This is a genomic window from Carnobacteriaceae bacterium zg-84 (genome assembly GCA_013874835.1).
Taxonomy (GTDB): Bacteria; Bacillota; Bacilli; order Lactobacillales; family Aerococcaceae; genus WM01.
This window is the reverse complement of record CP059430.1, coordinates 986,263-1,007,011: the sequence shown is the minus strand read 5'-3', so window position 1 is coordinate 1,007,011 and position 20,749 is coordinate 986,263. Positions and strand designations below refer to the sequence as shown.

The 20,749-nt window shown below is 33.1% G+C and carries 21 protein-coding genes; 20 read left to right on the top strand and 1 reads right to left on the bottom strand.

Features of this window, described 5'->3' with window-relative positions:
* Window positions 1–341 precede the first annotated feature (341 nt).
* The 20 genes from H1220_04715 to H1220_04620 all read left to right on the top strand — a co-directional run bounded on the left by H1220_04715 (window position 342) and on the right by H1220_04620 (window position 19,113).
* Window positions 342–1,277 (top strand): ABC transporter permease, encoded by a 936-nt coding sequence (locus H1220_04715; GenBank protein QMI85052.1) that lies wholly within the window; start codon window positions 342–344, stop codon window positions 1,275–1,277.
* Window positions 1,277–3,646, top strand: coding sequence for an ABC transporter permease subunit (locus tag H1220_04710; GenBank protein QMI85051.1), 2,370 nt, complete (start codon window positions 1,277–1,279; stop codon window positions 3,644–3,646). The genes H1220_04715 and H1220_04710 overlap by 1 nt, the downstream gene beginning before the upstream one ends.
* A 48-nt stretch (window positions 3,647–3,694) precedes the next feature.
* On the top strand, window positions 3,695–4,480 hold the full coding sequence (locus H1220_04705; GenBank protein ID QMI85050.1) for an ABC transporter ATP-binding protein: 786 nt from the start codon (window positions 3,695–3,697) through the stop codon (window positions 4,478–4,480).
* Complete coding sequence (locus H1220_04700) at window positions 4,473–5,255, top strand: ABC transporter ATP-binding protein (GenBank protein QMI85049.1); 783 nt, start codon at window positions 4,473–4,475, stop codon at window positions 5,253–5,255. Before H1220_04705 ends, H1220_04700 begins: the two co-directional genes overlap by 8 nt.
* A 175-nt stretch (window positions 5,256–5,430) precedes the next feature.
* Window positions 5,431–6,018, top strand: a complete 588-nt coding sequence (locus tag H1220_04695; GenBank protein QMI85048.1) for a hypothetical protein — start codon at window positions 5,431–5,433, stop codon at window positions 6,016–6,018.
* A gap of 127 nt (window positions 6,019–6,145) precedes the next feature.
* Window positions 6,146–6,628, top strand: a complete 483-nt coding sequence (locus H1220_04690) for a MarR family transcriptional regulator (protein ID QMI85047.1) — start codon at window positions 6,146–6,148, stop codon at window positions 6,626–6,628.
* Window position 6,629: 1 nt separating this feature from the next.
* Window positions 6,630–7,601 carry a ketoacyl-ACP synthase III gene (locus H1220_04685; protein QMI85046.1) on the top strand — a complete coding sequence of 324 codons (972 nt, stop codon included), beginning with the start codon at window positions 6,630–6,632 and terminating at the stop codon, window positions 7,599–7,601.
* A complete protein-coding gene (locus H1220_04680) occupies window positions 7,574–7,852 on the top strand; it encodes an acyl carrier protein (GenBank protein QMI85045.1) in 279 nt (92 codons plus the stop codon). The genes H1220_04685 and H1220_04680 overlap by 28 nt, the downstream gene beginning before the upstream one ends.
* Window positions 7,853–7,939: 87 nt before the next feature.
* The gene (gene fabK, locus H1220_04675) at window positions 7,940–8,899 is read left to right on the top strand and encodes an enoyl-[acyl-carrier-protein] reductase FabK (protein ID QMI85044.1); all 960 of its coding nucleotides are present in this window, start codon (window positions 7,940–7,942) and stop codon (window positions 8,897–8,899) included.
* A 1-nt stretch (window position 8,900) separates the two neighbouring features.
* Window positions 8,901–9,821 (top strand): ACP S-malonyltransferase, encoded by a 921-nt coding sequence (fabD, locus tag H1220_04670; protein QMI85043.1) that lies wholly within the window; start codon window positions 8,901–8,903, stop codon window positions 9,819–9,821.
* Window positions 9,818–10,552: a 3-oxoacyl-[acyl-carrier-protein] reductase gene (gene fabG / locus H1220_04665; GenBank protein QMI85042.1), complete on the top strand. Its 735-nt coding sequence runs from the start codon at window positions 9,818–9,820 to the stop codon at window positions 10,550–10,552. The genes fabD and fabG overlap by 4 nt, the downstream gene beginning before the upstream one ends.
* A 44-nt stretch (window positions 10,553–10,596) precedes the next feature.
* Complete coding sequence (gene fabF / locus H1220_04660) at window positions 10,597–11,841, top strand: beta-ketoacyl-ACP synthase II (GenBank protein ID QMI85041.1); 1,245 nt, start codon at window positions 10,597–10,599, stop codon at window positions 11,839–11,841.
* A gap of 18 nt (window positions 11,842–11,859) precedes the next feature.
* Complete coding sequence (gene accB / locus H1220_04655; GenBank protein QMI85040.1) at window positions 11,860–12,318, top strand: acetyl-CoA carboxylase biotin carboxyl carrier protein; 459 nt, start codon at window positions 11,860–11,862, stop codon at window positions 12,316–12,318.
* A gap of 11 nt (window positions 12,319–12,329) precedes the next feature.
* Window positions 12,330–12,761: a 3-hydroxyacyl-ACP dehydratase FabZ gene (fabZ, locus tag H1220_04650; protein ID QMI85039.1), complete on the top strand. Its 432-nt coding sequence runs from the start codon at window positions 12,330–12,332 to the stop codon at window positions 12,759–12,761.
* Between the two features lie 3 nt (window positions 12,762–12,764).
* Window positions 12,765–14,147: an acetyl-CoA carboxylase biotin carboxylase subunit gene (gene accC / locus H1220_04645; protein QMI85038.1), complete on the top strand. Its 1,383-nt coding sequence runs from the start codon at window positions 12,765–12,767 to the stop codon at window positions 14,145–14,147.
* A 9-nt stretch (window positions 14,148–14,156) separates the two neighbouring features.
* Window positions 14,157–15,029: an acetyl-CoA carboxylase carboxyltransferase subunit beta gene (locus H1220_04640; GenBank protein QMI85037.1), complete on the top strand. Its 873-nt coding sequence runs from the start codon at window positions 14,157–14,159 to the stop codon at window positions 15,027–15,029.
* Complete coding sequence (gene accA / locus H1220_04635; GenBank protein ID QMI85036.1) at window positions 15,013–15,804, top strand: acetyl-CoA carboxylase carboxyl transferase subunit alpha; 792 nt, start codon at window positions 15,013–15,015, stop codon at window positions 15,802–15,804. Before H1220_04640 ends, accA begins: the two co-directional genes overlap by 17 nt.
* A gap of 197 nt (window positions 15,805–16,001) precedes the next feature.
* The gene (locus tag H1220_04630; GenBank protein QMI85035.1) at window positions 16,002–16,886 is read left to right on the top strand and encodes an aspartate carbamoyltransferase catalytic subunit; all 885 of its coding nucleotides are present in this window, start codon (window positions 16,002–16,004) and stop codon (window positions 16,884–16,886) included.
* 13 nt (window positions 16,887–16,899) lie between these two features.
* On the top strand, window positions 16,900–18,168 hold the full coding sequence (locus H1220_04625) for a dihydroorotase (protein ID QMI85034.1): 1,269 nt from the start codon (window positions 16,900–16,902) through the stop codon (window positions 18,166–18,168).
* Window positions 18,169–18,177: 9 nt separating this feature from the next.
* The gene (locus H1220_04620) at window positions 18,178–19,113 is read left to right on the top strand and encodes a dihydroorotate oxidase (protein QMI85033.1); all 936 of its coding nucleotides are present in this window, start codon (window positions 18,178–18,180) and stop codon (window positions 19,111–19,113) included.
* A gap of 342 nt (window positions 19,114–19,455) precedes the next feature.
* On the opposite strand, the gene H1220_04615 is transcribed toward H1220_04620, so the two are convergent.
* Entirely contained in the window at window positions 19,456–20,496 is a 1,041-nt protein-coding gene (locus tag H1220_04615) for an IS30 family transposase (protein QMI85032.1), read from the bottom strand.
* Between the last annotated feature and the right edge of the window lie 253 nt (window positions 20,497–20,749).

Sequence of the window (20,749 nt, the reverse complement as noted above, 5' to 3'; positions counted from 1 at the left end):
TCAACACCTTTTAAATTAGGCTCTATAATAAATCATGTTGGTGGATAGCTCCACCAACATGATTTATTTATAGACTAATAGATGTATCATTTTATGTATTATGATAAAAAGTTTATTTCGATTTATATCGTTTTCTTTTTCTTGAAAAATTTAAATGATATTAAAAGATCTAATTATATCAATGAAAATGAGTGTTTTTCGATAAATTATTTTCTTTCGTAAAACGTAATAAAGTCTATTTTTATATTGATATTCAAATCTTAATGATGTAGAATATAGTTGTAAATAGAAGTGTTTACGATTGTTTACTTTAAAGAAAGGATGATGAGTATCGTTTTAATATGAAGAAAGTTATTTGGAAAAGATTGATACAACTTGTTTTTGTGATGTTTGGCATATCTTTCATAACTTTTTCACTGATGAATGTCATTGCATCAGATCCTATTACAATGAAGTATGAAAACATGCAACAACAAGTAGATAAGTCAGTTATTGAAAAAGAGAAAGAAAAATTAGGTTTAAATAAATCTTTTTTAGAACAGTATATTAGTTGGTTATCGAATATTTCTAAAGGTGATTTAGGAATGTCTTATCGTTATCAAAAACCAGTATCAGACAAATTAAAGGAAACAATTCCGAATACGCTTGTATTAGTTTCAGCAACTACGTTTGTTTCTGCAATATCTAGTCTATTTTTGGGGATAGTATCTGCTATTTATGAAAGAAAATGGATAGATTATCTGATACGTTTTTTTTCGTTTTTGGGTGTTGCGATGCCTAGTTTTTGGGTAGCACTCATTTTGATTTATACATTTTCTGTGTCCTTTCAATTATTACCTGTGTCAGGATATGGTACGTTTAGACATCTTATTTTGCCTATGTTGACCTTATCTATATGGATGATTGCTGTTTATACAAGGCAGATTCGCAATCAAATATTAGAAGAACATCAAAAAGATTATGTAAAAGGTTTGAAATCATTAGGTTTTTCTTATCGACATATTATGTTAAAAGAGATTTTACCCAATGCGTTATTACCAGTTCTAACAAATTTTGGGATGACCATTGGTGCTTTATTAGGTGGTACCGTCATTATTGAAACGATTTTTGGTTGGCAAGGCGTCGGTCGTTTAGTCATGGAAGCTATTAAAAATAGAGATTATCCAATTATTCAAGGCTATGTATTGTGGATGTCGATTATTTTTGTCAGTATCAATTTAATCGTTGATTTATTGTATCATGTATTAAATCCTCGTGTTCGATTGGAGGATATTTAATGTATATTAAAAGAGCCTTAAAGAATAAACAATTTATTATATGTATTAGTGGTATTATCTGCTTATTCGGTATTATTTGTTTAGCTCCATACATAGCACCTTATAGTCCATATGATTTGTTTTATGAACATATTTTACAATCGCCAAACACATCATTTTTAATGGGAACAGATCATTTAGGTAGAGATGTTTTTTCTCGTGTTTTGTATGGTGGGATGACGTCATTAGTGACAGCCATTGCGATTGTGTGTTTTGTTGCTGTAATAGGTATGTTACTAGGGGTTATATGTGCTTTATCATATAAATGGGTAGATACCGTTGTGATGCGATTATCTGATATGATTTTAGCATTTCCAAGTATGATTTTTACGATTGTGATTGTTAGTGTATTAGGAACAGGTACAGTCAATATTATTGTGGCAATTAGTGTGACGGGGTGGGTAGCTTATGCTCGTGTTGTACGTGCTATGATTTTATCTTTAAAACATGCTGAATTTATTGAAGAAGCTAAATTAGGAGGTGCCAAAACACCAAAATTGTTTTTCACCTACTTATTACCTAATATTATGCCGCATATACTTGTTTTATTAACACAAGATTTTAGTGAGAAATTACTCACTCTATCAAGTTTATCTTTATTAGGGTTAGGAGCACAACCTCCTCATCCAGAGTGGGGATATATGTTGAGTGAAGGAAAACCATATATTCAACATGCACCGTGGCTATTAGTCTTTCCCGGATTAGCCATTTTTATAAGTGTAATTTTATTTAGTTTATTGGGAGATAGTTTAAGAGAAATTCTTGATCCAAAAGAAAATATAAAAGAAAAAAGGAAGAAAAAAATGTCATTGAAAAAATTTACATCTAAATGGAGTATCTTGATTGCTTTATTATTCGTTTTAGTAGGGTGTGGAACATCTAAAATGGAAGAAAAAGCCGAAACAAAAGAAGCAAAACATTTAACAGCAGCACTATATTGGTTTGGAGATGATTTAGATCCAGCAAATGGATGGAATGCGTGGACTTTATCTCGTATTGGTGCAGCAGAAACATTAGTGACAGTCAATGAACACATGAAATTTGAGCCACAACTAGCAGATAAATGGGAAGTTGTGAATGAGAAAACTTGGAAATTCCACATTCGACAAGGTGTTAAATTTAGTAATGGAAAAGTAATGACACCAGAAGATGTGAAGAAAAGTATTGAACGTGTTATTTCAAAAGATGAGCGTGCAAAAAGTAATGCCAAATTAGATAAGATTGAAGTTGACGGAGAATATGTACTTTATCATACAACAGAGCCTTATGGTTCATTGTTAGCAAACTTAACAGAGCCATTGTTTACGATTATTGATACATCTCAACCAGAAGAAAGCATCGCAACAAAACCAGTGACAACTGGACCTTATGCTGTTAAAGAATTGAAAAAAGAAGAACAAATTGAATTAGTTGCGAATGAACATTATTGGAATGGTAAACCGGGATTAGATACATTAACTGTTCGTAATATTGAAGATGACGATACACGTTTATTAGCATTACAATCAGGAGATGTTCAAATTGCTCAAAAAATAAGTGGCGTTGGTTTGGAACAATTATCTAAAAATGCTGACTTCCAAATTTTAGAAGTTCCGTCATTACGCGTTTATTATATGGCATTAAATCATAAAAATGCGTTTTTAAAAGATAAAGAGATTCGACAAGCAATGGCGTATGCGATTGATAGAGAAAAATTAGCCAAAATTGTACGCGGAGAAGCTGTTGGAGCAGCTTTCCCACGAAGCGCAGGTTATGGATACGATAAAATTGATAAACAATCGTATGATTCTGAAAAAGCAAAAGATTTATTAGCAAAAGCTGGTTTTGTTGCAGGATCAGATGGCATTTTAGAAAAAGATGGTAAAAAATTAGCCTTTACATTGTCCCTTGCGCAAGCATCGCCTTTGGCAGAAGTTTTACAATCACAATTAAAAGAAGTGGGTATTGCATTGAATATTAACTTAACAGAAAACATCAATGAATCTAAAGTTGCGAAAGACTTTGATATTTTCTTGTTCAGTTACATTACAGCAACAACTGGTGATTCAAAACGCTTTATGGAACAAAACTACTCAACACATGGAACAGACAATTTTGGAAGTTACTCTAATCCAGAATTTGATAAAATTGTTGAAGAATTGGTAACAGAATTTGATCAACAAAAACGTGTTGAATTAACCATTCAAGGTCAACAAATTTTAAATAAAGATGTTGCGAATATTTATTTAACAACAGGTATTACAAATTCAGTTGCTACTAAAAAAGTGAAAAATGTTGTGTCTTTCCCAATTGATTATTACTTCATTACGAAAGATTTAACAGTTGAATAAATAATAGGGCTGAGATTCTCAGCTCTATTCTATTATTAGAGGGATATTATGTGTAAAAATGTTATGTCAATAGAAAATCTGTCTATTTACTATGGTGAAAAATGTGTCGTACAGCATGTGAATTTATCGTTGAAAAAAGGAGAGATTTTAACAGTCGTTGGTGAAAGTGGTAGTGGTAAAAGCACTTTATTAAGTGCGATTTCCGGTTTATTAAATTCAACGGCTACAATAGAAACGGGCACGATTTATTTAGAAGAAACACCTCTCCATGAAAATAAAACAATGTATCGTGTGAATCGAAAAGATATGACGATGATTTTTCAAAATCCGGGTGCTTTTTTCAATCCGATGAAAAAAATAGGTAAACAATATGAACAATATTTATGTTTGCACGGTGTAATAGATAAACAAGAGCAAAAACACATACAGAAAATGATGTTAGAAAAAGTACATTTATGCGATGTAGATAGAGTATTAAATGCTTATCCATTTGAATTAAGTGGAGGCATGCAGCAACGTGTGTCTATTGCTATGGCAACAACATTTAAACCAAAATTATTATTGGCAGATGAACCAACGAGTGCCTTAGATGTAACGACACAAGCAGATATTGTGAAACATTTTATTCAATTATCCAAAGAGGAAACAGCTATTTTAATGGTCACGCATAATATGAGTGTTGCGTCTTATTTGAGTGATAAAATAGCTGTGATGAAAGACGGACGAATTATCGAGTATGGAAATAGAGATGATATTATTTATCGACCAAAAGAAGCGTATACGAAAGCTTTAATTGAGGCAACACCAAGTTTGAGTGAGGTAGAGAATGGATAAAGATATGATTTTACGTGTTGAAAATGTTGATAAAATATTTAAAAACAAACAGGATTATACCGCTTTAAAACAAATATCTTTTTCTTTACATCAAAATGAATGTCTAGGAATTGTTGGTGAAAGTGGCAGTGGTAAAAGTACATTGGCAAAAGTGCTACTCGGTTTACATTCAGTGACAAAAGGACAAATATGGTATAAGAATAAAGATGTGACAACGTTTAATGCTAAACAAATGCGAGAGTATCGTCAACATATTCAAATGGTTTTTCAAAATCCTTTAGCTGCATTTAGTCCAAGAATGCGTATTGGTACATTTCTATCTGAAAGTTTAGTCAATTATGGTATTCAAACCCGAGAAGAAGCAAAGCAAACAGCAAAGACATTATTAACCTCTGTTGGATTAGATGAATCCTATTTAGAGGCATTTCCTCATGAACTTAGTGGAGGACAGCTCCAAAGAGTTGTGATTGCTAGAGCTATTTCTATTCATCCAGATATTGTTATTTATGATGAGGCAACGAGTGCTTTAGATGTTTCTGTTCAAAAGAATATTTTAGATTTACTCAAACAACTGCATCAAATGTATCAAATGGCAAGTATTTTTATTAGTCATGATTTAGCTGTTGTGAAACAAATGACAGATAGAATACTTGTGATGTATCAAGGTGAGATTGTGGAAATTTTAAAGAGTAGTGAATTACATTTAGCACAACATCCTTATACAAAGACTTTACTAGATGCAACATTTTCTGTGTATCAGCATAAATCAGAGTAAGTATCAATAAAAAATAGTGTTAGTTGATATGAACTATAGATATATTTTTTGTGGAATATTATTTACTATCTATACATTTTATCTAAAAAGATATATAGTACTGTTATATTATATCATTTATAAATATTCAAAATTTATCTAAAGTATGTGTATCTATTATATGAGGTGAATATAAATGGAAAATAAATTTAAAAATAATTTTATATCAATATATGGTGAACGTGTTTGGAAAGATTTTTTTAATACAACAAGACAAATACCTGGTAGTGATGTCATTAAATTGAAATTTTATATAGAAAAAATTGATAGAGTAAGTAATTTTTATAAAATAAAGAACAAACGTTTTACAAGATTTGTTCTAATTACACTTGAAAAATATTATGGTAATGCAACAATAGATTTTAGTGAAATATTAAAATCAGATTCTAATGCATATAAATGGGAAATAGAACATATTGTTTCTAAAGCTAAGAAAAAGGATAATCGTTTATCTAATTTGACGATAATATCTAGGGATTTAAATGGATTAGAGGAATATAAAATAGCGGAATTTTCTAAAAAGAGAGAACTAATGAAAAAAAATAAAGAATATTATTTTTATTTAAATGAAATATTTAGAAATCCATCTGAAAATGTTGATGAATATTTTGAAAGTAGAGGACAACAATTAAAAGATGATTTTAAGAAAGTATTTTGTGATGAAAATTATACAGAGTATTTATTGAAAATATTGAATATATCTGATAATGATGTGAATAGATGATTTCTAACTCAATTAATATATTTACTATTTTATATGTAATATATTTTTTGTTGACAGATAGATTATTTTTTAATATACTTTGAACATCAAATAACTTTGAGTTTCAAAGTATTTGGTATGATATATCATGAGTAAAGGAGTATTTGAGTTGACTGAAACAGATGTAATCAATAGTTATCTTGTCAAAGTCTTTAATGAAATTTTAAACATTGAAGAAACGGCATTAAAAACGAGCCAATTTTCAGATTTATCCATTAAAGAAATGCATACCATTGAAGCAATTACATTATATGATGAACCAACATCTACGGAAGTAGCTAATAAACTCAATATTACGGTTGGGACGTTAACAGTGGCCATTCATGCACTAGTAAGAAAAGGCTATGTGGAGCGTATTCGACGTGATAAAGATAAACGCATTGTTCGTTTAGGTTTAACAAAAAAAGGTAAGTTGCTTTATCGTTTACACGACAAATTTCATCGTGAAATGGTAAAAGAAACATTAAAAGGTATGAATTCAGAAGATGTCAAAATCTTAAAAATGGGACTTGAAAACTTACATCACTTTTTACAAAACAAGCAACAAGAACAGTTACACTCAAAAAAATAATATGGGAACAAGACTTATTGCAACAGGTTCCTATTTACCAAAAACAAGTTTATCAAATGACGATTTGACAAACTTTCTTGATACAAGTGATGAATGGATTTATAAGCGAACAGGTATTCAAAAACGACATATTGCAACAGATGAGAACACATCAGATTTAGGAGCTAAAGCTGCTCTTAACGCTTTGGAAAAAGTAGATATTTCACCTGAAGAGATTGGATTTATTATTGTTGCGACAATGAGCCCTGATTTTATAAGTCCAAGTACAGCCTGTTTAATTCAAGAAAAAATAGGTGCTATCAATGCATTTGCTTTTGATGTAAGTGCAGCGTGCAGTGGATTTATTTATGCACTCACGATTGCAGACAGTATGTTTCATACACAATCTTGTGAATATGGTATGGTCATTGGAGCAGAAGTGATGTCTAAAATGGTCGATTGGTCTGATAGAAAAACGAGTGTTCTATTTGGTGACGGTGCAGGCTGTGTGATTTTGAAAAAAGACAGTCAAAATAGTATTATGTACGCCTCCTTAAATAGTGATGGCTCACATTATAAAGCACTAACAGCAAAAGAGCAGCCTGTGCAAAATGCGTTATGTACGATTGACAGTAAACATCATGCACTAGATATGGACGGAAGAGCTATTTTTAATTTTGCAACGAAACAAGTTCCAATAGAGATGCTAGATGCATTACAACAAACGTCTTTAAAGCCAGACATGATTGATTATTATGTGTGTCATCAAGCGAATGCACGAATGATTGACATATTTGCAAAAAAATTAAAACAACCCATTGAAAAATTTCCAATGAATATTTCCCGTCTTGGTAATACATCTTCGGCAAGTATTCCGATTTTATTAGATGAATTATGTCAAACTAGACATATTTGTTTAGACGGTACGAAAACAGTTATGATGACTGGTTTTGGTGGAGGTTTAACATGGGGAACACTTATTATAAATATATAAATTTGGAGGAATACATTATGACAACAACATTTGAAAAAATTCAAGATATTATTGTGGAGCAATTAGATAAAGAAAAAGATGAAGTAACATTAGAAACAAACTTTAAATCAGATTTAGATGCAGATAGTTTAGATTTATTCCAAGTTATCAACGATATTGAAGACACATTTGATGTTAAAATTGATACAGATGAAAATATTGAAACAGTATCTGATTTAGTTGCTTATGTTGAAGAACAATTAAATAACTAATAAGTTCTTTGTTATATCGTGTTATTTGACGATAATACAAGAATTTTTATACAGATACTTTGAATATCAAAATATATGGAGCGTTATATGCAAAGTCATTTATGCAAACTTTTAAATATTCAATATCCTATTTTTCAAGGTGCAATGGCTTGGGTAGCTGATGCTGATTTAGCGAGTGCTGTATCAAATGCAGGAGGATTGGGCATTGTTGGAACAGGACATGATACCCCTGAGATTGTTGCCGAAAAAATAGCTGATATAAAAGCAAAAACGACAAAACCATTTGGTGTGAACATTATGTTATTAAATCCTCATGTACAAGAGGTTGTTGATGTGGTATGTCAATCTGGTGTAAAAGTTGTCACAACAGGAGCAGGTAGTCCTGGAAAATATATGGATAAATTTAAAGCTGCGGGTATTATTGTTATTCCAGTTGTTGCGTCTGTTGCACTTGCTAGACGTATGGAAAACGACGGAGCAGATGCTATTATCGTTGAAGGAATGGAAGCAGGTGGCCATATTGGAAAATCGACAACAATGGCACTATTACCACAAGTTGTCGATGCTGTGAGTGTACCAGTCATTGCTGCTGGAGGTATTGGCGACGGTAGAGGTATGGCAGCAGCCTACATGTTAGGAGCAAGTGGTATACAAGTTGGAACACGATTTGTTGTCGCAAAAGAATCGAATGCTCATGCCAATTTTAAGCAAGCCATTTTAAAAGCAAAAGATATTGATACAGTTATTACAGGGCAATTAACGGGACATCCTGTTCGTGTGTTACGTAATAAATTAACAAGAGAATATTTACAAGCAGAAAAAGAAGAAACAAGCAAAGAGAGTCCTGACTTTGAACGTTTAGAAAATATGGCACGAGGTGCACTAAGACGTGCTGTTGTAGAGGGAGATAAAATAAGAGGATCTATGATGGCAGGGCAAATTGCTGGTCTAATTTCTAAAGAACAGACATGTCATGATATTATTCAAGATTATATGCGGGAATGTTCAGAAACTATTCAAAAACAAATTGAGTATTGGAGTAAATAATATGACATTAGCATTTGTTTTTAGTGGACAAGGAGCTCAATATGAAAAAATGGGATCTACCTTATATGAAAAATATCCACAAGTAAAAGAAATATATGATAAAGCTAAAGACTTATTAGGTTATGATATTTTATCTTTAACAAAAGAACAATTAAATCAAACCTATTATACACAACCAGCAATTTTCACAATGAGTGTTGCAATAACACACTTATTCTCTAGTCACGGTATTCAACCAAATATCGTTGCAGGACTAAGTTTAGGTGAATACAGTGCTTTAGTTTGTGCGAATACTTTATCATTTGAAAAGGCATTGTTACTTTTACAAAAAAGAGCTCAATTTATGGAGCAAGTCAGTCAACAAACAGTGTCTAAAATGCTTGCCGTAATGAATATGCCACGTGAAGAACTTGAAGCACTATGCAAACAAGTTTGTGACACAAGTACCTATTATGTTGCTCCGGCAAATTATAATATGCCAGGACAAATTGTTATTTCTGGAGAAGAAAAAGGTATTCTACTTATGGAACAACTTTTAACGGAAAGAGGGATGAAATACTTACCTTTATCTGTGAGTGGTGCATTCCATACAAAACTGATGCATGAAGCCTCTGTTTTATTACGCCCATTTTTAGAAAAAGAAGTATTTCATGAACCGATTATACCAGTTATTTGTAATACGTATGCTAAAGATATACGTTCTTTCTCTATTCCAGATGTTTTAACAAAACAAATAGAAAATCCTGTTTATTTTCAAGACTCCATTCAAGAAATGATACGTTTAGGTGCGACAACATTTGTGGAAATTGGTCCTAAAAAAATATTAAGTAAATTTATTAAAAAAATTGATAAAAATGTTCATGTGATGAATGTTGAAGATGTATTATCATTTGAACATGCTATTCATGCGTTAGAGGAGTGAAGTCATTGAAAGGAAAAACAGTATTTATTACAGGTAGTTCACGAGGAATTGGTAAAGAAATTGCCATTTCTTTTGCAAAAGAAGGTGCTAATATTATTTTGAATGCACGTTCTCATGTATCGGAGGATGTTATTTCAGAAATAACGTCTTACGGTGTTCAATGTGCCGTTGTATTAGGAGATGTAAGCCAATTTGATCAAGCAAAAGAAATGATAAAAACAGCTCATGAAACATTTGGTTCATTAGATGTTTTAGTGAATAATGCAGGAATTACAAAAGACCAGTTATTATTACGTATGAGTGAAGAAGACTTTGATAATGTATTAAATATCAATTTAAAAGGTACCTTCAATATGATAAGACATGCTGTACCAATTTTATTAAAGCAACGTTCTGGTAGTATTATCAATGTTTCTAGCGTTGTTGGATTAGCAGGTAATATTGGACAAGTAAATTATGCAGCATCAAAAGCAGGTATTATTGGTTTGTCTAAAGCTGTTGCTAAAGAAGTAGCACCTCGTGGTATTACATGTAATGTAATTGCTCCCGGTTATATTGATACAGATATGACAGATATTTTAAATGAAGATGTAAAAAAAGCAATGATAGATACTATTCCGTTAAAACGAATTGGACAAGCACAAGAAGTTGCACAAGCTGCTGTTTATTTAGCTAAAGCAAGTTATGTAACTGGACAAGTGTTATCCGTTAATGGCGGTATGTACATGTAATACAATTAAATACTTTGAATATCAAAGGAAATAGGAGAAGGAATATGAATCGAGTTGTAGTCACTGGTCTAGGGGCAATTACACCCCTAGGAAATGATGTGGAAACGTATTGGGGAAATTTAAAAGAGGGAAAACATGGGATTGCACCTATTACAAAATTTGATGCGAGTCAAACAGGTGTTACATTAGCTGCAGAAGTGAAAGCATTTGATCCTAGTTTAACAATGGATAGAAAAGAATATAAACGTATGGCTCTTTTTTCTCAATATGCGATTGCGGCAACTGCAGAAGCATTATCTAGTGCAGGTTTAAGCGATTTATCACAACAAACGAATGTTGATAGAGTAGGTGTTATGATTAGTTCTGGTATTGGTGGATTAGATGACATGGAAGCAGGCATTATTAAAATGCATGAAAAAGGTGCTAAACGTGTTCCACCATTATTCGTTCCACTAACAATTGGCAATATGGCTTCAGGAAATGTTGCTATAAAATATGGTGCTAAAGGAATCTGCTTAGATATTGTTACAGCATGTGCATCTTCAACAAATGCTATTGGTGAAGCATACCGTCATATTAAACATGGATATTCGGATATTATCATTGCTGGTGGTAGTGAAGGAACAATTTGTGAAATTGGGATTGCAGGTTTTGCGGCTTTAACAGCTTTATCAACAAGTGAAAATCCAGATAGAGCATCTATACCTTTTGATAAAGAAAGAAACGGTTTCATTATGGGAGAAGGAGCCGGCATTTTAATATTAGAAAGTTTAGAGCATGCTCAAAAACGTGGCGCAACTATCTATGCTGAAGTGGTTGGATATGGTAGCAATGCAGATGCTTATCACATGACGGCGCCAACACCTGACGGTAGTGGTGCTGGAAAAGCAATGTTATTAGCAATAGAAGAAGCCGGTATTCAACCTTGTGATATCGACTATGTAAATGCGCATGGAACAAGTACACCGACAAATGATAGTGCTGAAACCACGGCTATTAAATATGCTTTTAAAGAGCATGCCTATAAATTGGCGATTTCAAGTACAAAAAGTATGACAGGACATTTACTAGGGGGAGCTGGTGCTGTGGAAGCCATCGCATGTGTCAAAGCATTGCAAGAAGGTATATTGCCACCAACAGCTAATTATCAAGAAGCAGATGCATTATGCGATTTAGACTATATTCCAAATAAGGCACGTGCATGTGATGCACACTATGCTATCAGTAACTCATTAGGTTTTGGTGGACATAATGCCGTATTGTGTTTTAAAAAGTGGGAGATAAAATAAAAGCATCGGAGAGTATTCATGATGAGTTTTGAAAAGATAAAAGAGTTAATTCAATTAGTGAATCAATCAGAGATGATGTATGTTGACATCAAAACAGACGATATGCACATCACTTTATCTAAAAGAGAGCAAGCAGATTTAGTACATGCACCATTGTCACATAGTCAAACACAAACTGATAGCAAACAAGAAATATCTGTGGTGACAAATGATGAAACGATACCAACACAAGCTATTTCTCAAGGAAATATTATTGAAAGTCCATTAGTCGGTGTTGCTTATTTATCTCCAGCACCAGATTTATCCCCTTTTAAACAAGTTGGTGATACAGTTGCTGTTGGTGATGTATTGTGTATCGTTGAAGCAATGAAAATTATGAATGAAATTAAAAGTGACGTTGCAGGTGTTGTCACAGAGATAATGGTAGATAATCAACAAATTGTTGAATTTGGGCAACCTCTATTTAGAATTTTATAAGGAGTAAGAATATGACAGTCTTAACAGCACAAGAAGTAATGGATATTATTCCAAATCGTTTTCCTATTTTTTTCATTGATCGTGTTGATGAACTTATTCCAGGAGAACGTGTTGTTTGTACAAAAAATGTAACAATAAATGAACAAGTTTTTCAAGGGCATTTTCCAGGAGAACCTGTTTTACCGGGTGTCTTCATTGTAGAAGCATTGGCACAAGCTGGGTCAATTCCGCTATTACAAAAAGAGGAATTTAAAGGACAAACAGCTTATTTAGGTGGGTTAAATAAAGTCAAATTTAGACAAAAAGTTGTACCAGGTGACGTGTTGCGTCTACAAGTAGATATTGTTAAATTAAAATCTTACGCAGGTATTGGCTTTGGACAAGCCTTTGTTGGCGATAAAAAAGTATGTGAAGCAGAAATGACATTTATTATTGGACGGTAAGGTATGATAAAAAAAGTATTGATTGCCAATCGTGGTGAAATTGCTGTACGAATTATCCGTGCTTGCCATGAACTAGGTATTGAAACAGTTGCGATTTACTCAAAAGCAGATACAGATGCCTTACATGTTATGTTGGCAAATGAAGCAATTTGTGTGGGAAATGCAAAATCTAGTGAATCTTATTTAAATAAAGTAGCCATTTTGAGTGCGGCGATTGTCACTGGTGCAGATGCCATTCATCCAGGTTTTGGATTTTTGTCTGAAAATGCTGATTTTGCTAAAATGTGTCAAGAATTGAATATTGTTTTTATTGGTCCAGCAGCATCGGTTATTGACTTAATGGGGAATAAAGCAAATGCTAGAGAAGCAATGCAAAAAGCAGGTGTTCCTGTTATTCCGGGTAGTCCAAAATCTTTAGTGAATACTGAGGATGCACTTCATTGGGCAAATGAAATTGGCTATCCTATTATGCTAAAAGCTGTTTCAGGCGGTGGTGGAAAAGGAATGCGTAAAGTGTATACATCTGATGAATTAGTTTCAGCATTTCAAACAGCACAAGCAGAAGCTCTTGCTGCGTTTGGCGATAATCGAATGTACCTTGAAAAAATTATTTCTCCAGCTAGACATATAGAAATTCAGATTTTAGCTGATAAACATGGACATGTCATTCATTTAGGAGAGCGTGATTGTTCCTTACAACGTCATCATCAAAAAGTATTAGAAGAAAGTCCGTCACCTTATTTAGACGCTATGCTTCGAGAAAAAATGGGTGAAAGTGCTGTGAAAGCTGCTACTTATGTTGGCTATGAGAATGCGGGAACCATTGAATTTTTAGTAGATGAAGAAAAAAATTATTATTTTATGGAAATGAATACGCGCATTCAAGTGGAACATCCTGTTACTGAAATGGCAACAGATATAGATATTGTTAAATGGCAATTACGTATTGCAGGTGGAGAGATGTTAACTGTCCAACAAAAAGATGTTGCATTGACAGGACATACGATTGAGTGTCGTATCAATGCTGAAAATCCGAGTAAACATTTTATGCCAAGTTGTGGTACTTTAACTTTTTTAAACCTTCCAAGTGGATGCAATGGATTGCGTGTTGAAACAGCGATGTATCAAGAGTATACAATTCCACCATTTTATGATGCCATGGTTGCTAAAATTATCGTAAAAGATGATACGAGAGAAAAAGCTATTCGAAAAATGCAGCGTGCATTAAGTGAATTATTTATTGAAGGTATTGATACAAACATTACCTTTCAAGAAGCCATTTTACAAGATGAAGCATTTTTAGAAAACCGCTTTGATATAGAGTATTTGGAACGTTCATTTTTGGAAACTTTCCATAAAAAGCACTCTATACAAAAGTCACAATAGGAGTAGTCTATGAAACCATTTAGAAAACGAGCATATATTTCTATTCCGTCTAAACAAGATATTGAAAAAAGACAGATGAGTATTCCTGACGGTATGTGGGGAAAATGCCCACATTGTCATCATATTTTTTATTTGCCGGATATAGAACCTTTTAAATGTTGTCAACAATGTCACTATCCATTTCGCTTATCTGCTTTTGAAAGATTGGCGTTAACCGTTGATTTAAATAGTTTTTGTGAATGGTTGCCAAAACTTTCTATTCAAAATCCACTTGATTTTCCTGCTTATGAGGAAAAAATAGAAACATTACAAGAAAAAACAGCACTCGACGAGGCAGTGCTTATAGGGCAGGCATGTATCAATGAATTGCCAGTTGCTATTGGTATTATGGATACCCATTTCATTATGGGTAGTATGGGAAGTAATGTTGGTGAAAAGATTACATATCTTTTTGAACAAGCACTTGAAAAAAATCTTCCTGTCATTTTATTTTGTGCATCTGGTGGTGCTAGAATGCAAGAAGGTATTTTATCTTTAATGCAGATGGCAAAGGTGAGTGTAGCGGTATCCAATCATGGACAAGCTGGTTTGTTTTATATGGCTGTATTAACAGATCCAACAACAGGTGGTGTTACAGCAAGTTTTGCTATGGAAGCAGATATGATTGTTGCTGAACCAAAAGCAACGGTTGGATTTGCTGGTAAACGTGTCATTGAACAAACAATCAAAGAGAAACTTCCAGATGATTTTCAATCTGCTGAACAAGTGCAAAAGAATGGCTTTATTGATTGTATTGTCAAAAGAGAAGCATTGCGTTCTTTTTTAGGTACTGTTTTGTCTATACATACGAGTATGGGAGGTTGTCATGAAAAAAGCAAGTGATATTGTTAAATTAGCTCGAGATACACAAAAAATGACCACAAAAGAGTGGATAGCAGCATTGTTTCATCAGTTTATTGAATTAAAAGGTGATAGATACTATGCCGATGATCAAGCCATTGTGGGAGGCATTGCTTTTTTTGATGAGCAACCTGTGACTATTATTGGGACACAAAAAGGACATGATTTAGCAAGTAATATGGCATGTAATTTTGGTTCACCTTTACCAGAAGGTTATCGAAAAGCGTATCGGTTAATGGAACAAGCTGAAAAATTTCAAAGACCGATTATTACATTTGTCAATACAGCAGGAGCTTATTGTAGTTCAGAATCAGAAAGTAGAGGTATTGGTGAAGCTATCGCACAAAATTTGGTGCTGATGAGTCAATTAACGGTTCCAATTATAACGATTATTATCGGAGAAGGTGGAAGCGGAGGAGCGTTGGCTTTAGCCATGGGTAATAAAGTATACATGTTAGAACATAGTATGTATTCGGTACTTTCTCCGGAAGGTTTTGCTGCTATTTTATGGAAAGATGCATCTAAAAGTGCAGAAGCAGCAGATATGATGAAATTAACACCGGATAGTCTACTTGATTTAAATATTATTGACGGTATTTTCCAAGAAACGCTAGGAAAAGCCAAACGCCGTTTAAGACCAAAAGAACAAGTGATTGAAGACGTGCGTTCTGAAATAAAACAGGTACTAACTTTTTATGAAAAGTTAACACCTGAAGAAATTAAACAAGATAGACAAAAAAGATTTAGAAAATATTAGACATTCTTCTCAATTAGTGATAGAATAATCCCAACTAAAAGAAATCTTTTTAAAGTAGTCCAGAGAGACTAACAAGAGATGAACAATGAACTGATTTTTCGGTGTTTTTGTACACCCATTTTGTCATACCTTGTGGTCTTAATGACTACAAGGTATTTTTTGGTGCTTATATAAAAATAAAAAGGAGCTGTCAACACATGAAAAATTTAGTTACAATGGAAACATTATCCAATGAAGAAGTATTTGCACTTGTCAAACGTGCTATTGAATTAAAAAATGGTGCGCCTGTTTTACAAAGACCTGATTTATACGTTTCTAATTTATTTTTTGAAAATTCAACTCGAACAAAAGTTAGTTTTGAAGTGGCAGAAAGAGAAGTTGGTCTTAAAGTTGTTCCTTTTGAAGTAAGTACATCATCTGTTCAAAAAGGGGAAACACTATATGACACATGTAAAACTCTTGAAATGATTGGATGCCATTTATTAGTGATTCGACATAGTGAAAATGAATATTATAAACAATTAGAAAATTTATCTATTCCTGTCATTAGTGGGGGAGATGGAACGGGGCAACATCCGTCACAATGCTTATTAGATTTAATGACGATTTATGAAGAATTTGGTTATTTTGAAGGGTTAAACATTGTTATTGCTGGAGATATTAAAAATTCTCGTGTGGCGAAAAGTAATGCAGTTGCTTTAAGTCGCTTAGGAGCAAATGTAACCTTTGTTGCACCAGATCATTGGAAAGATGAAACAGTAGGTACTTTTGTTGATATTGACGATGTGATTGAAAAAGTTGATGTATGTATGTTATTACGTGTACAACATGAAAGACATGGACATACTTTATACAATTTTTCTCCAGAAACGTATCATAGAGCATACGGATTAACAATGGAACGCTATGGAAAATTGCAAGAGCATGCCATTGTATTGCATCCAGCACCGGTCAATCGTGATGTTGAAATTGCAGATGAGCTTGTAGAAGCACCAAAATCACGTATTTTTGAACAAATGAGAAATGGTATGTTTATGCGTCAAGCTATTCTGGAAAAAGTGATTACCGAAAACCAATTATAAAAAGGAGTTTGTTATGCTGATTTTAAAAAATGGAACAGTCTTAGAACAAGATACACTTATGTCTTATGATATTGCTATTGAGGGCGGAAAAATTAAAGAAATATCACCAGACATAAAAGTATCTAAAACGGATAAAGTGATTGATGTGAAAGGGTGTTTTATTTCTCCAGGATTTATTGATGTCCATGTGCATTGGAGAGAACCTGGTTTTACACATAAAGAAACCATTTATCATGCTTCCAGAGCAGCAGCAAGAGGTGGATTTACAACGGCAATGCCAATGCCAAATTTAAATCCTGTTCCAGATACATACGAACATTTAAAACAGCAACTAGATATTATTGAAAGAGATTCTGTTATTCGTGCGATACCGTATGGAGCTATTACAAAAAATGAATTAGGACAAGAATATGCAGAGTTTGAAGCATTAGCGCCTTATGTTTTTGCTTTTAGTGATGACGGTAGAGGTGTTCAAGATGCTAATATGATGTTTGAGTCAATGAAGGTAGCAGCATCTCTCAATAAAGCAATTGTGGCACATTGTGAAGATAATTCATTGATTAGAGGTGGTTGTATGCATTGTGGACAAAGAAGCATTGCATTAGGTTTACCAGGCATTCCGTCTGTTTGTGAAAGTGTACAAATCGCAAGAGATATACTTCTTGCTGAAGCAACAGGCTGTCATTATCACGTTTGTCATGTGTCTACAAAAGAGTCTGTTCGATTAGTAAGAGAAGCAAAACAAAATGGTATCCATGTCACATGCGAAGTTTGTCCACATCATTTATTAAGCGATGAGAATGATATTCCATGTGACAATGGATTATGGAAAATGAATCCACCGTTACGTGCAAGAGAAGATAGACAAGCACTAATAGACGGTTTACTAGATGGTACGATTGATATTATTGCCACAGATCACGCACCGCATACGACAGAGGAAAAAGAAGTGTCTATGACACAAGCAGCATTTGGAATTGTTGGTTGCGAAACAGCCTTTAGCCAATTGTATACAGCCTTTGTTAAGACAGGTATTTTCTCTTTATCTTTCTTAGTGGATAAAATGAGTACAAATGTCGCAAAAATTTTTGATTTACCATACGGAACATTGGAGATTGGTTACCCTGCCGATATAACAGTCATTGATTTAAACAAAAAAGAAACGATAGATCCAACAAACTTTTTATCCAAAGGAAGAAATACACCGTATGCAAACGAAGAAATAACGGGTATACCAGTATTGACACTTGTTGAGGGGCGAATTGCCTACAATCGTTTATAGGAGGATTTTATGAATACAACAACATCATTTAAAGATTACACACTGAATAGTTGCTTATTGAATGCTTCAGGCATTCACTGTTTAACAGTAGAGGACTTAAATGCTTTAAGTCAAAGTCAAGCGGGTGCTTTTGTAACAAAAACAGCTACATTGCATGAAAGAGAAGGAAATCCAACACCACGCTATTTTGATACACCACTAGGTAGTATTAACTCTATGGGATTACCTAACTTAGGTGTTGATGTCTATTTAAATTATGTTATTGAGTACGAAAAATCACATCCTGAAAAACCATGTTTTTTATCTGTCGTGGGAATGAGTTATGAAGAAACAATTTCTATTTTGAAAAAAGTTCAAGAAAGTGATTATCAAGGCATGACAGAATTTAATTTATCGTGTCCAAACTTACCCGGAAAACCTCAAATTGCTTATGATTTTGAATTGACACATCAATTATTATCAGATGTTTTCTCATTTTTTACAAAGCCACTAGGTGTCAAATTACCACCTTATTTTGATATGGCACATTTTGATGCCATTTCTACAATTTTAAATCAATTTCCCTTAGCTTATGTAAACACCATTAACAGCATAGGGAATGGCTTATACATTGATGTGGATAGTGAATCTGTTGTCATTAAACCAAAAAGTGGTTTTGGAGGAATTGGTGGGGCGTATGTCAAACCAACCGCTTTAGCGAATGTGCGTGCCTTGTGTACACGCTTAAATCCAAGCATTCAAATTATTGGAACAGGTGGAGTATTAACAGGACAAGATGTTTTTGAACACTTATTATGTGGAGCAAGTCTTGTTGCTGTTGGCACACAATTATACAAAGAAGGTTTAGGTGTTTTTGATAGACTAAACCGAGAATTAAGTATTATTATGAAGAAAAAAGGTTACACATCTATTGAACAATTCAGAGGAAAATTAAAGGATATGTAAGCTATTAGCAAGAGGTACCCTAACATTTTTAGATGTTAAGGTACCTCTTCTTTGTAAAAACCAAAAAGTGACTTTTGGGTACAATATGCAGTATGTTGAAAGTGAAACTGTTCAGAATTTCTAATGGTCTTTCCTAATATAATCTTTTTAAGATATTGTCAATATGCACATGTTATTTAATATGTAGAATAAAAAGTCCTCCAATTGTAAAGTAAAGTGCAAAAAAACAGATAATTACTTTCTCTTTTGCGGGGTTAATAACCAAACAATAAAAACAAAGGTTTTCTAGTCAAGGCGAAAAACAAAGTGTGCCTTGACGGGAAACCTGTTTTTATTAAACTATTAATCTACCCGCAATAAAAATAACTCTGCAGGTGTACGATAACCTAATTTACGCCGTATTTTCTGATTTAAGCAGGATTCTATTTTACGAATAGTTGACTTTTTAACGGTATTGATAGATTTACCCTTAGGTAAAAACTCCCGTATCTGTCCGTTATGATTTTCGTTAGTACCACGCTCATAAGATGAATAAGGGTGTGCATAGTAAATGCTTAAATATGTCGATTCTAATTCAGATAACGAGGCGAATTCTGACCCATTATCAGATGTAATACTCTTGAAGGTTGATTTCCTATATTGTTTAAAAATATTCTTTAATGTCCGTAAGACACATTGTGCTGTTTTATCATTCATTTTACGTATAATTGTATAACGTGTTTGTCGTTCTACTAACGTTAATAATAGTGCTTCATTTTTTGTCTTCTTAAATAAGACTAAATCAATTTCCCAATGTCCAAATTCTGTACGATTATTCGCTACGTCTGGTCGATTTTCGATAGATGTACCCATATTTTTCTTGTATGTTTTGGTGTTCTCTTTTTTCGGTCGTTTTCTAATGCTTACCATTTTGGGTAAATCAATTGGTTTGATAGGGATAATACCTTGATGAACAAACGTATAAACCGTTTTCGTACAAGGGACTTTTTCATTAGGATGATTTTGCCGATACCAATGTACAAAGGTATCAATACTATGGGTTCTATATTTTTCAGTAACTACCTGTTGTAAGTCTTTGAAAAATTGTTGACTAAATTTTTCAGTTAAATCATGATGATATTTATTTTGTTGCTTAGCTTTATAGATGTAATGGCTTGTTTCAGCGTAATATTTTAATTCGTCACGTTGGATACCATTTCGATTAACAATTTGATTAACGCTTCCTCGTTTAATTTCTCTATAAATTGTGGATACATTTCTTCCGAGTCGTTCAGCGATATATCGTATTGGCTTTTTTTCGTTTAATAACGTTTCAATTTTTGTACGTTCAACCAATGATAGCTGTTTATATTGTTTTTTTGTGTTATAATTTGTTTTAGACATGATAATGACCTTTCTAATTTTGTGGTGAATCTTAGTAAGTTAATTATCTGTCTTTTTTTGTTTTTATAACACTATTTTGCTTTTGCACTTTATTTTACAACTCGGCAGAATAAAAAGTCTACTTTTTAATGCTATTCATAAAAAATATCTACTTATATGAATATTTTTCGTGAATTTTTGTATGTGTTTTTTCATGTTATTTTAAGGAATGACGTGTATAATAGATTATAGAAAGAAAATGGGAGGGTACGAA

Bases quoted from the DNA above. Each gene is read 5' to 3' on its own strand.
- H1220_04715 (QMI85052.1), top strand. From the start codon at position 342: ATGAAGAAAGTTATTTGGAAAAGATTGATACAACTTGTTTTTGTGATG.
- H1220_04710 (QMI85051.1), top strand. From the start codon at position 1,277: ATGTATATTAAAAGAGCCTTAAAGAATAAACAATTTATTATATGTATT.
- H1220_04705 (QMI85050.1), top strand. From the start codon at position 3,695: ATGTGTAAAAATGTTATGTCAATAGAAAATCTGTCTATTTACTATGGT.
- H1220_04700 (QMI85049.1), top strand. From the start codon at position 4,473: ATGGATAAAGATATGATTTTACGTGTTGAAAATGTTGATAAAATATTT.
- H1220_04695 (QMI85048.1), top strand. From the start codon at position 5,431: ATGGAAAATAAATTTAAAAATAATTTTATATCAATATATGGTGAACGT.
- H1220_04690 (QMI85047.1), top strand. From the start codon at position 6,146: ATGAGTAAAGGAGTATTTGAGTTGACTGAAACAGATGTAATCAATAGT.
- H1220_04685 (QMI85046.1), top strand. From the start codon at position 6,630: ATGGGAACAAGACTTATTGCAACAGGTTCCTATTTACCAAAAACAAGT.
- H1220_04680 (QMI85045.1), top strand. From the start codon at position 7,574: ATGGGGAACACTTATTATAAATATATAAATTTGGAGGAATACATTATG.
- fabK (QMI85044.1), top strand. From the start codon at position 7,940: ATGCAAAGTCATTTATGCAAACTTTTAAATATTCAATATCCTATTTTT.
- fabD (QMI85043.1), top strand. From the start codon at position 8,901: ATGACATTAGCATTTGTTTTTAGTGGACAAGGAGCTCAATATGAAAAA.
- fabF (QMI85041.1), top strand. From the start codon at position 10,597: ATGAATCGAGTTGTAGTCACTGGTCTAGGGGCAATTACACCCCTAGGA.
- accB (QMI85040.1), top strand. From the start codon at position 11,860: ATGATGAGTTTTGAAAAGATAAAAGAGTTAATTCAATTAGTGAATCAA.
- fabZ (QMI85039.1), top strand. From the start codon at position 12,330: ATGACAGTCTTAACAGCACAAGAAGTAATGGATATTATTCCAAATCGT.
- accC (QMI85038.1), top strand. From the start codon at position 12,765: ATGATAAAAAAAGTATTGATTGCCAATCGTGGTGAAATTGCTGTACGA.
- H1220_04640 (QMI85037.1), top strand. From the start codon at position 14,157: ATGAAACCATTTAGAAAACGAGCATATATTTCTATTCCGTCTAAACAA.
- accA (QMI85036.1), top strand. From the start codon at position 15,013: ATGAAAAAAGCAAGTGATATTGTTAAATTAGCTCGAGATACACAAAAA.
- H1220_04630 (QMI85035.1), top strand. From the start codon at position 16,002: ATGAAAAATTTAGTTACAATGGAAACATTATCCAATGAAGAAGTATTT.
- H1220_04625 (QMI85034.1), top strand. From the start codon at position 16,900: ATGCTGATTTTAAAAAATGGAACAGTCTTAGAACAAGATACACTTATG.
- H1220_04620 (QMI85033.1), top strand. From the start codon at position 18,178: ATGAATACAACAACATCATTTAAAGATTACACACTGAATAGTTGCTTA.
- H1220_04615 (QMI85032.1), bottom strand. From the start codon at position 20,496: ATGTCTAAAACAAATTATAACACAAAAAAACAATATAAACAGCTATCA.